Source organism: Bradyrhizobium sp. CCBAU 53338, assembly GCF_015291665.1.
GTDB lineage: Bacteria > Pseudomonadota > Alphaproteobacteria > Rhizobiales > Xanthobacteraceae > Bradyrhizobium.
The window spans coordinates 5,543,149-5,556,816 of record NZ_CP030048.1 but is presented as its reverse complement, the minus strand read 5'-3'; the positions used below and the strand labels follow the sequence as shown (position 1 = coordinate 5,556,816).

Below are 13,668 nucleotides of genomic sequence, written 5' to 3'. Positions count from 1 at the left end.
CGTCGCTTGGCGCATCCGGCGCCAAAACGCAATGCAAAACCCAATCTAGGCGTTCCCCCGCGATTGGCAAAGGGTCGTCCGTTTCGGCCCGTTTGATCCGGATCAATCGACGCGCAGGATGCGGGTCGGCGGCAGCGGGCCGATCGGGCCGTGCGCCCTGAAGAAGGCAAACAGCGCATCGGCGTCGTAACCGCCATATTGCGGCGAGGTGCCCTGCTTGGCGACGGTAAAGCCGTCGCCGCCGACGGCGAGGTAATCGTTGACGGTGACGCGGTAGCCGGCGGCCGGCTCGAGCGGCCTGCCGTTGAGCGCCATCTTGTCAGCCAACACGCGCTCGCCGAACGGCCTGGATGCATCCCAGCTATAGCTGAACCCGTTCGACACCTGGAGGATCCGCGGCCGCTTCGGGTCGAGCCATTGCTGTTCCAGCATGTCCTTGAGCTGGCTGCCGGTCAGCGTCATCGTGACGAGGCGATTGCGAAACGGCTGGCTCGCGAATATCTCGCCATACGACACCGCGCCGTTCTCCTTGGGGATGATGTCGGTGCGGATGCCGCCGGGATTGGTGAGTGCGATGACGGCGCTGCCATCCCCGGCATTCTGCGTGGCGGCAAGCTGCGCATCGGCGATGACGTCGCCGAGCGCGCTTTCGCCGGCGTCGTTCGGAACGCGCGACAGCGTCTGCGTCACCGATCCGGCCGGGCGATTGGCGATCGGGGCGGAGAGCTTGTCATAGGCGTCGATCAGCGCGGTCTGGTCGGGATCCTTGGCGAGCGAGGCGTCGGCGACGATGACATTCTCGGCCTTGGCGCTGACGATGTCGCGGGTGGCAGGATCGAGCTTGAGGTCGATCGCGGTGACCAGCGTGCCGTATTTGTCGCCGCTGGTGACGAGCCGTCCGTCGATGTCGCAGACATAGGCCCGATGGGTGTGGCCGCTGACGACGACGTCGACGGCGCGGTCGAACTTCTTCACGATGTCGACGATCGGTCCCGTGATGCCTGGGCATTCGTTGTAGTCGCCGGAGGGCTCGCCGCCCTGGTGGATCAGCACCACGATCGCTTCGACGCCCTTCGCCTTCAACTGGGGCACCAGCGCATTCACCGTCTCGGCCTCGTCGCGGAATTCAAGCCCCGCGATGCCCTTGGGCGAGACGATGCCTGCCGTCTCCTTCAAGGTGAGACCGATGAAGGCGACGGGGATGCCCTCGAACTCGCGGATCTCGTAAGGCGGCAGCACGCTCTTGCCGGTCGCGGTGTCGACGGTCGAAGCCGCGAGATAATGGAATTTCGCGCCGGTGAACGGATGCGGTCCCTGGCAGCCGTCCTCCGGATGACAGCCGCCATTCTGCATCCGGAGCAGTTCGGTCTTGCCCTCGTCGAATTCGTGGTTGCCGACCGAAGTGATCGCAAGCCCCATCATCGAGAGCGACTCGATCGAGGGCTCGTCGTGAAACATCGCCGACAAAAACGGGCTCGCCCCGATCAGGTCGCCCGCGGCGACGAAGATCGTGTTCTTGTGCCCCGCGCTCAATTGCTTCACCAGCGTTGCCATGTATTCGGCGCCGCCGGCCGCCACCGCCACTTTCTTGCTCTTGTCCTCGGGGTCGTTGATGCGGATGCCGCCCGGCGGCGGACGGAGATTGCCGTGGAAGTCGTTGATCGCGAGAATGCGCAGATCCACGGGCGCCGCGGTCTGGGCCGCGGCGGGCAGGGCAACGAGCGCGAGTGAAAGCGCGGCAAGGATGGATTGGTATCGCATGGAACCAGATTAGTCGTTCCGCGCGAAGATTTCACGAAGGGTGTCGCTCCTACCTCTTCTTCCTGTTCGCAAACGCATTGAACGCCGCGATGGCCTCCTCGGATTTCAGTCGCTCGCCGAACAGATGGCCCTCCTGGTCGATGCGGCGGGTGAGTTCTTCCGGCGGCGCGCGCAGCAATTTGCGTGAGATCGCGACCGCCTCGGCCGGCAGCCGGCAGATCTCGCGCGCCACCTTGCGGGCTTCGACCTCGGTATGTCCCGGCGACACCACGGCGTTGACGAAGCCGGCGGCATGGGCTTCGGCGGCGGTGAAGCTGCGGCCCATCACCAGCATGGCGAAGGCGCGCTGATAGCCCATGGTGCTCGGCATCAAGAGACTGGCGGCGCCGACCGGCACGAGGCCGAGATTGATGTAAGGCGCCGAGAAGGTCGCGGCGTTGGAGGCGAGCACGTAGTCGCAGTGAAACAGCATCACGGTGCCCATGCCGATTGAGGCGCCGTCGACGGCGGCGATGATCGGCTTGGCGTTGAGCGCCAGCGAATACAGGAATCGGGCGCCGTCCGACAGCGTCTCGGGACGCGAGGCGTCGGCCTTCATGAAATCGTCGATGTCGTCGCCGGCGGTGAACACGCCGGAGCCGCCGGTGATGATCATGCAGCGGATGTCGGGATTGTTCTGTGCCGTATCGATCGCACGGCTCATCTCGCGATACATGTCCTGGGTGATCGCGTTCTTCTTGCCGGGGCGGCGCAGGGTGATCACGCGCGTGGAGCGTTCCTCCGTGACGATGATGTTGCCGTTCGGCATGAGCACTCCCTGCGGCCGCCGCGGCGCCTGCCGTCGGCGAGTCTCGGCATAGCCCAGCCTACATGATCCGACAGTCGTGCCAATCCTGCGGCTCAACCATTTCGGCAGTAATGCACGTAGGTCGTGGCCTGACACCCGTCCGATAGGCGTACTCACCCGGGGGAACTGTGACACGAACGCCTCGTCGCATCTGTTGCGGCGTCTTGCGCGTTGCAACAATCGGCTACAATGTTTCAATTGAAAAACCGGGGGTTGTGCGGCACGATCAGTAGTCTTCTTTCATTGGGCCCTTGCTCGATCGATGATTGCTGCAACGCGCGTTGACGAATCCTCGCTGCATTATCGCGGCTGGCGCGTCGTGCTTGCCTGTTTCCTGATGGCGTTCTTCATGTTCGGCTTTGGTCTGTACGGCCAGGGCGTCTATCTCGCCGAGCTCCAGCGTGCCCATGGCTGGCCCGGCACGATGGTATCGGCGGCCAGCACCTTCTCGTTCTTGCTGACCTCAGTCCTCGTCATTTTCACCGACGATCTGCTCGCCCGCATCGGACTGAGGGCACTGATCCTGTGCGGGCTGACAGCGCTTGGCGCTTCGACGGCGCTGCTGGGACTGATGCAGGCGCCCTGGCAGCTCTACCTCGCCTATGCGCTGATGTCGGTCGGTTGGACCGGCATGGGCTCGGTGGTGATCGCGACCGTGCTGAACGCCTGGTTCGAGCGGAGGCGCGGGCTCGCGCTCAGCCTCGCCTTCAACGGCGCCACCTGCGGCGGCATTATTCTCGTTCCGGTTCTGCTGGCGCTGAGCAGCAGCATCGGTTTCCGCTCGGCCATGCTGGCGGCCACGATCGTCATGGGGGTGCTGGTGCTGCCGGTGGTTCTCGTCTTCACCAGCTGGCGGGTCGATGCCACGTCGAATTCACCAGCCCCGGGGGGCAAGGCCGCGCGCCATTCGCGCAAGAAGCTGCTCGCCAGCGCGTCCTTCTGGACCATGGTGCTGCCGATCGCGATCGCGCTGCTCGCGCAGATGGGCTTCATCATCCACCAGGTGACGTTTCTCGAGCCACTGATCGGGCGCGCCAGCGCGGGCCTCGCCGTGACGATCATGGCGGCGATGGCGGTGGTCGGCCGTCTGACGCTCGGCCTGTTCGTCGACCGGCTCGATCCGCGGCTTGCCTGCGCTGCATCGATGACGAGCCAGGCGGCAGCGCTGCTCGTTCTCCTGCAAAGCCAGAGCCCGACCGTGCTGCTGATCTGCTGCGCGGTCTACGGCTTCTCGATCGGCAACATGATCACGTTTCCGCCCCTGATCATCCAGCGCGAGATCGGCAGCACGGCGTTCGCCGCCGCGATGGGGCTGGGGACGTCGATCAGCGGCATCGTCAGCGCGTTCGGCCCCGGCGTCGTCGGCCTCGTGCGCAGCGCGAGCGGTGACTACACGACGGCATTCGCGATGTGCGTGGTGCTGGATGTGGTTGCGGCCGGCATCGTGCTGTGGCGACCGGGGAGGCGCAGAGGGGTGCTGCGTAGCCCCGATGAAGCGCAGCGCAATCCGGGATAGGTGCTTCCTTCGTCGACGGTCCCGGATTATGCTTGCGCTTCATCCGGGCTACGATTCACCTTACCCCAGCAGCACCGCATCCGCCGCCGCGACCGACTCCGCGCTCTCCGTCACGGTGCGCTCGAGGCTGCCAGCCTGCACGGTGATGTTCTCGGCGAAGAAGCGCGCGAGCGAGACGTAACGCGGCGCGTCGGTGTTGCCTTCGGCCTTGGCCGCGAGCGCCTCGGAGGCCAGCATGCAGCCGCCGAGCGTCGCGCCGAACTGCTGCAGATACGGCGTCGCACCGGCGAGGGCGTCGTTCGGCGCCGACGTGACGCGCTCCAGCAGCCACTTGCTTGTGCGGGTCAGCGCCTCCAGCGCCTCGCGCAGCTTCACGCCCGTCGTGCCGAAGGCGGGATCGTTGGAGGCCTCGACCTGCTTCACGGTGGCCGCGAGCTCGTCGAGCAGCGCCCACACCGATGCACCGCCATTGGCCGCAAGCTTGCGCGTGACGAGGTCGATTGCCTGGATGCCGTTGGTGCCTTCATAGATCGCGGTGATGCGCGCATCGCGATAATGCTGCGCAGCGCCGGTCTCCTCGATGAAGCCCATGCCTCCGTGTATCTGCACGCCGAGATAGGCGACCTCGTTGCCGATGTCGGTGGAATAGCCCTTTGCCATCGGCGTCAGCAGCGCCGCGCGCGCGGCGGCATCGGCGCGCACCTTCGGGTCTTTCGCGCGGGTCGAGACGTCGATCGCAACCGCGGTCGCATAGCAGATGGTGCGCGCGGCCGCCGTCTGCGCCCGCATCCGCATCAGCATGCGCTTGACGTCGGGGTGTACGAAGATCGCATCCGAGCCGTCGCCCTTCCTGCCGACCGCCCGGCCTTGCTTGCGCTCCTGCGCGTAACTGAGCGCCTGCTGATAGGCGCGATCGGCGACGCCGACACCCTCGAGGCCGACGCCGAGGCGGGCCTGGTTCATCATCGTGAACATGCAGCGCATGCCCTGGTTCTCTTCGCCGATCAAAAAGCCGATCGCGCCGCCATGATCGCCCATGGTCATGGTGCAGGTCGGTGAAGCATGCATGCCGAGCTTGTGCTCGACGCCCGAGGCAAAGATGTCGTTGCGCGCGCCGAGCGAGCCGTCGGCGTTGACCATGAATTTGGGAACGAGGAAGAGCGAGATCCCCTTGGTGCCGGCGGGCGCGTCGGGCAGGCGTGCCAGCACGAAATGCACGATGTTGTCGGTCATGTCGTGCTCGCCATAGGTGATGAAGATCTTCGTCCCCTTGATGCGATAGGTGCCGTCGGCCTGCTTCTCGGCACGGGTGCGCAGTGCGCCGACGTCGGAGCCGGCCTGCGACTCGGTCAGTTGCATCGTGCCGGTCCATTCGCCGGAGACGAGCTTCTCGAGATAGATCTTTTTCAGCGTGTCGCTGCCATGCGCATCGAGCGCCTCGATCGCCGAGGCCGTCAGCAGCGGGCAGAGACCGAAGGCGACATTGGAGGCGCTCCAGATCTCGGTGCAGGCGGCGTTGATCGCGATCGGCAAGCCCTGGCCGCCGAAATCCTCCGGGCCCGAGACTGCGTTCCAGCCGCCCTCGGTCCAGCGCTTGTAGGCATCCGGCCAGCCCGGCGCGGTCGTGACCTTGCCGTCGTCAAGCTTGATGCCGTGCTCGTCGCCGATCTTGTTGAGCGGCGCCAGCACGTCGGTTGCGAACTTGCCAGCCTCTTCCAGCACGGCCGCGACGATATCGCCGTCGAAATCGCCGTAATGGCCGGCGTCCACGGCCGCCTTCAGGCCGGCGCCGTGGTTGAGCGACAGCAGCATGTCGGAAATCGGCGCGCGGTAGGTCATGGCTCACTCCCCGTGGACAGGTTTGGCCGTCGTATTCCCATGAATTGGCTGGGGCCTCAATGGGCGCGATACGGGACCGCATCGGGCCTTTGCCCCGCCTATAATAAGGTGTGGCGCGACTGCGGTCCGCATGGTGGTATTTTGCCGCTCCAGGCGGTTGAAATGCCGCGCCGCACCCTATAGACCGGCTGCGACCGAAGGGAATCTGCGGGTGCCAGGTCGTCCGTCGTTCTCTTTGTCGCCTGATGGGGCGTAGCCAAGCGGTAAGGCAGCGGATTTTGATTCCGCCATTCGGAGGTTCGATCCCTCCCGCCCCAGCCAGGACTCCCCGCATATTCAGAAACCGCCGCGCTTCCCGTGGTTGCATCCCGGACGAGTGCGACGATCTGTGTGACTGGCCTCACAGCCTCCACGCCCCCCAGAGTCCTATATCTGCGGTCACTGATCGAGAGGGGCGGTCCCTCCTAAGACAAAGAGGAGAAGGCAGTGACCAAGCCTGGCACATCCGAGAACGAACGATCTGCAATTCTGCCCGACGACCCGCGATGATCCCGAACTCGGCCGGGCCGCCCGCCGCGAGACGATCCGTGCGAAGAGGCCATCCGATCGGATGATCTCTTTCGATCCACCTTCCGATCGACTCACTCAAAGTCGAGAGCGAATGGAACTCAAGATTCCAGTCGTCGCATCGACGACTTGCAGCGCCTGCTGGGCCTTGGCCAAGGCGAGAGGCGACCTTGCGCACTGATCGGGCAACTGCGCGATCTTCTTGCGCTGGCTGGTCAGGATATTCGTCGACTGCTCGACGGCAAACTTCACCACGTCGCGGGTCGGGTCATTCTCGCTGACGTTGGTCAGCTCCTTCTCGATCGTGATCAGATATTCGAAACTGGACAGCTCTTGAGAAATCTCGACGAGATTCTGGATCGTGGACTTGACGCAATCTGCGTCGGCGGCGGAGATGTCGGGTCTCTTCGAGGTCTGTACGAGATCGCCCATCAGCCCCGCGAACATCGGTCTGAGATCTTCGACCCTCTTCAGATCGGCCTGGCTCAGCACGCCGGCGAAGCACGCATTCGTCGCGACCAGCAATCCGAGGACCGGCCATGCCAGGCGAGCGGCCAAGGCGCGGGCCGCTGCAACCGGCGTGATGCGATCCGCTTGCCAATTCATCTGATGTGTCCGATGCTCCCGGCCTCGACAGGTTCAATTCGATTTCGTTGCGAGCTTAGCTCCGCTCACAATTTCGCTCAATCCCATTCTCGGCGTCGTCCGCGCGGACGATCACACCGAAATGTCTTGCGACGGAGTACAGTGTGACTGAGGGCACTGACAAAATCTTCCGCGCCAGCGCGCTGCAGCGTGCGGCCTCGCCGGAGGAGCTCGATCATCTCGTGGCGATCACCAAGCCCGCGGACTGGATCCTGGCGGCGATCGTGACGATCGCGCTGGTTGCCGCGCTGGTCTGGGGCGTTTACGGCCGGATCCCGTCGCGCGTGTCGGGGCAGGGGATTCTGGTCGGCAGTGGTCGCGTCGTCGACGCGGTCTCCGCCGCCGAAGGACGGCTCGCCTCGCTCAGTGTCTCCGTCGGCGACCATGTCGAGCGCGGGCAGGTGATCGCCCAGATCTCGCAGACCGAGATCGAGCAGAAATACAGCAACGCCGTCGAAACCTACAAGGAGCGCCAGCGCGAGCATGACGACATGGCGGCGAAAGTCGCAGCGGAGCTTTCCGTCAAGGCCTCCAACTTCGACAAGCTCGAAGCGGCCTTCAACAAGGTCATCGAGGCAACCGGCCAGCGCGTGCAGTCCCTCGATGTCGACGTGAAGAATCTCGAGCAGCTGATGGCGAAGGGCCTGACGACGCGGAAGACGCTCGAGGACCGCCGTCTCGAACTGACCGAGGCGCAGCAGCGCCGGACGGATTCGCAAAACGAGATCCTCAAGCTTCACGCGCAGAAGACCGATCTCGAAACCCAGCGCGAGCGCGAATTGCAGCAGGCCGAGTTCGCCGCGAACAACGCGCGCCGCGAGATGCAGGCGCTGGCCGGGACGCTGGGACGCAATTCGCAGGTCCTCAGCCCCATTGCCGGACGCGTGCTGGAGATCAAGACATCCTCGGGCTCGGTTCTCGCCGTGGGCACGCCGGTCGTTCTCATCGAGGACGAGGGCGCGCGGCTGGAAGCCGTGATCTACATTCCCGCCGAGCAAGGCAAGAGCGTCAAGCCGGGCTACCAGGTGCGCGTTGCGCCCAGCACCGTGAAGCGCGAGGAATTCGGCACCATGATCGGTGTGGTCTCGAGCATCTCGGAATTTCCGGTGACGCCGCAGGGCATGACCGCCGTTCTGCACAACGATCAGCTCGTCAAGGTGTTCTCCCATGACGGCGCGCCTTATGCGGTGTCGGTGTCGCTGGACAAGGATTCATCGACCGCGAGCGGATATCGCTGGGCCGTGGGCAAGGGACCGCAAGTCCATCTCACCAGCGGCACGCTCGCGCAGGCCGAGATCACCACGCGAAGCCGGCGCCCGATCGATCTCGTCGTTCCCCTGTTGCGGAAGTGGACGGGGATCGATGGATAGTCCCGCTTCATCCACCGGACATGTCAGGCGCACGCCGACCATTCTGCAAATGGAAGCGGCCGAGTGCGGCGCCGCCTGCCTTGCCATGGTGCTGGCGCATTACGGGGCGTGGGTGCCGCTCGAACGGCTTCGCGTCGAATGCGGCGTCTCGCGCGACGGCAGCAAGGCGAGCAACGTGGTCCGGGCGGCAAAGCGCTTCGGACTGTCGGCGAAGGGATTTCGGCTGGACCTTGCGGCGCTCGGTTCGGCGCCGACGCCGTGCATCATCCACTGGAACTTCAACCATTTCGTCGTCCTTGAAGGGATCAAGGGCAAGTCCGCCTCCATCAACGATCCCGCGTTTGGACGGCGGCAGGTCGGCATCGACGAGCTCGACCGGAGCTTTACCGGCGTCGTCCTCACCATGGAGCCGGGGCCCGGATTCGCGCCGAGCGGCGCCAAGCCGGCCGGACTGCGGCTGCTGCTGCGGGAGTTGCGCGGATCGAAAGCCGCGGTCGGCCTGCTGATCCTGCTCAGCTTCGTCATGGTCGTTCCCGGTCTCGTGGCCGCGAGCTTCTCCAAGATATTCATCGACGACATCCTGATTCAGCACCTGAACGGATGGCTGCGCCCGCTGCTGCTCGGCATGGCGGCGACCGCGCTGATCCGCACCATCCTGACGCTGTTGCAGCAATCCCTGCTGCTGCGTCTGCAGACAAAACTCTCGGTGGTGATGATCAGCCGCTTTCTCTGGCGGGTGATGGCCTTGCCGATCGAGTTCTTCACCCAGCGCCACGCCGGCGACATCGCGGCGCGGGTCGGGGCCAATGACCAGATTGCGCGCCTGCTGGCGGGCGGCATTGCGGCCAACGCGCTCAGCCTCACCTCGGTGGCATTCTTCGCCTTCGCGATGATCGTCTACGATCCCCGGCTGGCCGCGGTGTGTATCGCTTTGTCGCTGCTCAACGTCCTCACCTTGCGGCTGTCGATGCGGCGTCGGGAGGATCTCAGCCGCGGGCTCTCGCTCGAGCGCGGCAAGCTCCTCGGCGCCGTCGTCAGCATCGTCAGGTCGATCGAGACGATCAAGGCGAGCGGGCTCGAGGACGAGGCCTTCGGCCAGTGGTCGGGCGTCCAGGCCAAGGTGTTGAACGCCGAGCGCGATCTTGCCTCGTCGTCGATCGTGCTCGACATGATCCCGACCCTGATCGCCGGCATGACCATGACTGCGATCCTGATCCTCGGCGGCCTCAGGGTGATCGAAGGCTCGCTCACGCTCGGCAGCCTCGTCGCCTTCCAGTCGCTGATGGCGAGCTTCTCCGAGCCGGTGGCAACGCTGGTCAATCAGGCCGGCAGCTTTCAGCTGATCAAGGGCGCGCTCGACCGCCTCGAGGACGTCTACAACTATCCGCTCGGCGATCCCCCGCGCGCATCGGACAAGACCTTCCCTGCGAGGCTGGACGGACGCATCGAATTTCGGGACGTGCAGTTCGGCTATTCTCTGCTCGAGCCGCCGCTGATTTCCGATCTGTCGATCACCGTGGCTCCGGGATCGCGCGTCGCGCTGGTTGGCGCTTCCGGCAGTGGAAAATCCACGCTCGGCCGCCTCGTCTGCGGGCTCTACAAGCCCTGGGCAGGAGAGATCCTGATCGACGGAACGCTGCTCCAGGATATCCCGCCCGACATTCGTGCCAACTCGATCGCCTATGTCGACCAGGACATTTTTCTGTTCGAGGGAACGGTCCGCGACAATCTCACGCTCTGGGACCGGACCACTCCGGACATCGACCTCACCCGCGCGCTCAAGGACGGCGAGATCCAGGACGATATCGCCATCCGCGCCGGCAATTACGATTCCTATGTCAGCGAGGGCGGCACCAATTTCAGCGGCGGCCAGCGCCAGCGCATCGAGATCGCCCGCGCACTGGTCGGCCGTCCGTCCATCGTCGTGCTCGACGAGGCGACCGCGGCGCTCGACCCCGTCACCGAGAAGGCCATCGACGACAATCTCCGGCGTTGTGGCTGCACCTGCATCATCATCGCGCATCGCCTGAGCACGATCAGGGATTGCGACGAGATCGTCGTGTTGCGGCAGGGCAAGGTCGCCGAGCGCGGCACGCACGAGACCCTTCTTGCCACGAACGGCGAATATGCCCGCCTGGTGTCGCAGGAATGAGCGGCCGGATCGACCATATCATGTCCGGTGCGGACCTCGTCGCGGCGCTGGAATCGCCTGGCGAAATCGCGCTCGACGGTCGTCGGCCCATCCTGCTCGATCACCGCGGTCATCTGCTCGAAATCGTCGCGGGTCACGCCGACATCTTCGCCATCGATGTGAATGGGGGAAAATCCGGCAGCCGGTATCATCTGTTCCGCGTCGAGCGCGGCGACGTCATTCCTGATCTTCCGGCCTTCCCGGCCTCGTCTCCAGACGGCCTGCGCTTCATCGCGGTCGGCGCGCAGGACACGCTTGTCGCCGTCGTGCCCAGGAGCGGTCCGGCGTCGGAACGGGTGCTGCGCTGGATCGACCGACTTGCACGCTTCGTCGCGGGACCGGCGCCGCAGTGGCAAGTGGCTGAATTGCCCGAGGGCGAGGTGACGCTGGCCGCGGGCGAGCCGCGTCGCGGACCGATGCGCGGCTTGCTCTGGCTCACCGTGCAGCACGGTGCACTCCGTCTGATCGGGCGAGGCACGGCTTACACGGCCGGAAGTCCTCCGTTGCCGCTGACATCGGGTCTGTGGATCGAGACGGGTACAGACGGATGCACCGCGAGCGTTGCCGGCCACGCCCCGGCGGGCGACCTGATCTGGCCGGCGGTCGATCTGTTCCACCAGAACTTCGTCGAATGCATCCGGGGCATTCTGGCCCGCGAGGCGCAAAACGAGAGCGCGCGGCTGGCAAGCCGGACCGGGCTTGCCGCGACGCAGGCGGTGGAGGCCTTCGACCGCCTGTCCGGCATCATCGTGCGGCGCTTCGATCATGATGCGGTCGATGCCTCCTGGTCCGACCGCCTGGTCGGCGCCTGCCAGATCGTCGGCAACGCGATGCGCGCGCCGATCTCGGTCTCCGGTCGCGGCGATGGCAGCGCGCAGGATTTTTCCGGCCTCGCCCAGATCGCGCAGGCGGCACGCCTGAGGCTGCGCGAAGTCCTGCTCCGGCACGGTTGGTGGCGACTGGATGCAGGCCCGATGGTCGGTTGGTACGGCGAGGCGCGCGTCCCGGTCGCGCTCGTCTACGAGCCGGGCCGCGGATACATCGTGGTCGACCCGCTGACCAAGGCGCGGCGGCCGGTCGATCGGGCCATCGCGGCGCAGATCGCCCCGGAAGCGGCCACGTTCTATCCGCCACTGCCGTCGCGCGCCCTGAAATTCAAGGACCTTCTGCAATTCTCCCTGCGTCACATCCGCGGCAGCGGACCGCGCATAGCGGTGTCGGTCGTGATGATCGGGCTGCTGTCGCTGGTGACGCCGTTCATCACCAATCTGCTGATCAGCTCGATCATCCCGCGGTCGGAGCTGGACCAACTCGCCTTCTGCGCGCTCGCGCTGATTCTGGCGGGGCTCTCGGTGGCCGGCGTCCAGGTCATGCAGGGTTTTGTCATGCTGCGGATGGAAGCCACGATCGACTGGCGTCTCCAGGCGGCGATGATCGACCGCCTGCTGCGGCTGCCGACCGCCATCTTCCGCGAGTACACCGCGGGCGAACTGGTCGACCGCGCCATGGGCATCGATGCCGCGCGACGAGCGCTGACGGGGCACGCCTTGCGCGGCATGATCGCCGGCCTGTTCTGTCTGTTCAGCCTCGGCCTGATGCTCTACTACAGCCTCAAGCTGGCGCTGCTGGCGATCGCGCTGACATTCGTCCGGGCCGCGGCCATCATCGGCACCAATCTGGTGCGGCTGCATTTCGAGAGCAGGCATTTCAACCAGCAGGGCAAGGTCAGCGGCTTCGTCCTCCAGCTCCTCACCGGCGTCGGCAAGCTGCGCGTCTCTGCGGCGACGTCGCGCGCGCTCGCGATCTGGTCGAAGCAGTTCGCGACACAGAAGCAGTACTTCGTGTCGTCGCAGGTGGCGGGCAACGGCCTCGGCGCGTTCGAGACCGCGTTTCCGACCATCGCAACGCTGATCATCTATGCCTATGCGTCCTATTCGAGCAGCGGCCTGCTCACCGACATCGGCACGTTCTTCGCGTTCTTTTCCGCCTTCGGCCAGTCGATGGGATCGGTCGGCTCCTGGGCGGCCGGCGTCAGCGAGGCGCTGATTGCCATCCCGCCGCTGCTTCGGCTGCGGCCGCTGATTGCGAGCCCGACGGAAGTTCCCGACGACCGGAAGTCGCCGGGCGAACTGTCCGGATCGGTCGAGCTCGCGCGCGTGTCGTTCCGTTATCTCGCCAACGGCCCCCTTGTGCTCGACAACGTCACCTTGAAGATCACGCCGGGCGAATATGTCGCGGTGGTGGGCCCGTCAGGCAGCGGGAAATCGTCCTTGTTCCGGCTGCTGCTCGGCTTCGAGCGGGCGGAATCCGGCGCGGTGTTCTACGACGGCAAGTCGATCGAGACGCTGGATGCGAGCGCGCTGCGGCGCCAGCTCGGCGTGGTCCTTCAAAACGCCAAGCTCGCCAACGGAAACCTCTACGACAATATCTGCGGCGGCGTCCGGCTGCCGCTCGACCAGGCCTGGGAGGCCGCGCGTCTCGCCGGCATCGCAGACGACATCAAGGCGATGCCGATGGGCATGCTCACCCAGGTGTCCGAGGGCGTCAGCACGCTGTCCGGCGGCCAGCGCCAGCGCATCATGATCGCGCGGGCGATCGCGCGGCGGCCGCGCATCCTGCTGTTCGACGAAGCCACGAGCTCGCTGGACAACCAGTCCCAGGCCATCGTCAGCGACGCTCTGGAGAATCTCAACGTCACCCGCGTCGTGATCGCGCACCGGCTCAGCACCGTGCAGCGGGCGGACCGGATCATCGTGCTGGTCGACGGCAAGATCGTCGAGGCCGGAACGTTCGCCGAGCTGAATGCCGCATCCGGCATGTTCGCCTCGTTCGCGCGGCGCCAGATGCTCTGAGCGGCGCGCCGGTCTGGTCATCCCAAAACGAAGCTTCCGGACGTGTCCGGGAGTTTCGTGGTGGAGCAGCTAACCCGGCC

Annotated in this window: 8 protein-coding genes and 1 tRNA gene; 5 read left to right on the top strand and 4 right to left on the bottom strand. The window is 65.5% G+C overall.

The annotated features are described in order from the left end of the window. Nucleotides 1-102 precede the first annotated feature (102 nt). Both XH90_RS26000 and XH90_RS25995 read right to left on the bottom strand, forming a co-directional pair. Nucleotides 103-1,761 carry a bifunctional UDP-sugar hydrolase/5'-nucleotidase gene (locus XH90_RS26000; RefSeq protein ID WP_194477152.1) on the bottom strand — a complete coding sequence of 553 codons (1,659 nt, stop codon included), beginning with the start codon at nucleotides 1,759-1,761 and terminating at the stop codon, nucleotides 103-105. A gap of 49 nt (nucleotides 1,762-1,810) precedes the next feature. Continuing rightward, nucleotides 1,811-2,569, bottom strand: a complete 759-nt coding sequence (locus tag XH90_RS25995; RefSeq protein WP_194477151.1) for an enoyl-CoA hydratase-related protein — start codon at nucleotides 2,567-2,569, stop codon at nucleotides 1,811-1,813. 301 nt (nucleotides 2,570-2,870) lie between these two features. Here XH90_RS25995 and XH90_RS25990 point away from each other — a divergent pair, with 301 nt between their 5' ends. Beyond that, the gene (locus XH90_RS25990; RefSeq protein WP_194477150.1) at nucleotides 2,871-4,124 is read left to right on the top strand and encodes an MFS transporter; all 1,254 of its coding nucleotides are present in this window, start codon (nucleotides 2,871-2,873) and stop codon (nucleotides 4,122-4,124) included. 60 nt (nucleotides 4,125-4,184) lie between these two features. On the opposite strand, the gene XH90_RS25985 is transcribed toward XH90_RS25990, so the two are convergent. Then, nucleotides 4,185-5,963, bottom strand: coding sequence for an acyl-CoA dehydrogenase (locus XH90_RS25985; RefSeq protein WP_194477149.1), 1,779 nt, complete (start codon nucleotides 5,961-5,963; stop codon nucleotides 4,185-4,187). Nucleotides 5,964-6,209: 246 nt separating this feature from the next. On the opposite strand from XH90_RS25985, the gene XH90_RS25980 reads away from it, so the two are divergent. Next, nucleotides 6,210-6,284, top strand: a tRNA-Gln gene (locus XH90_RS25980). A 324-nt stretch (nucleotides 6,285-6,608) separates the two neighbouring features. Here XH90_RS25980 and XH90_RS25975 read toward each other — a convergent pair. Next, nucleotides 6,609-7,136, bottom strand: a complete 528-nt coding sequence (locus XH90_RS25975; RefSeq protein WP_194477148.1) for a hypothetical protein — start codon at nucleotides 7,134-7,136, stop codon at nucleotides 6,609-6,611. Between the two features lie 143 nt (nucleotides 7,137-7,279). Between XH90_RS25975 and XH90_RS25970 the strand changes: the two genes are divergently transcribed. Genes XH90_RS25970 through XH90_RS25960 form a run of 3 tightly spaced genes read left to right on the top strand, consistent with a single transcriptional unit; the run spans nucleotide 7,280 to nucleotide 13,588 of the window. Continuing rightward, a complete protein-coding gene (locus tag XH90_RS25970) occupies nucleotides 7,280-8,545 on the top strand; it encodes an NHLP bacteriocin system secretion protein (RefSeq protein WP_194477147.1) in 1,266 nt (421 codons plus the stop codon). Beyond that, nucleotides 8,538-10,697 (top strand): NHLP family bacteriocin export ABC transporter peptidase/permease/ATPase subunit, encoded by a 2,160-nt coding sequence (locus tag XH90_RS25965; protein WP_194477146.1) that lies wholly within the window; start codon nucleotides 8,538-8,540, stop codon nucleotides 10,695-10,697. The genes XH90_RS25970 and XH90_RS25965 overlap by 8 nt, the downstream gene beginning before the upstream one ends. Continuing rightward, nucleotides 10,694-13,588: an NHLP bacteriocin export ABC transporter permease/ATPase subunit gene (locus XH90_RS25960; RefSeq protein ID WP_194477145.1), complete on the top strand. Its 2,895-nt coding sequence runs from the start codon at nucleotides 10,694-10,696 to the stop codon at nucleotides 13,586-13,588. Before XH90_RS25965 ends, XH90_RS25960 begins: the two co-directional genes overlap by 4 nt. Nucleotides 13,589-13,668 lie beyond the last annotated feature (80 nt).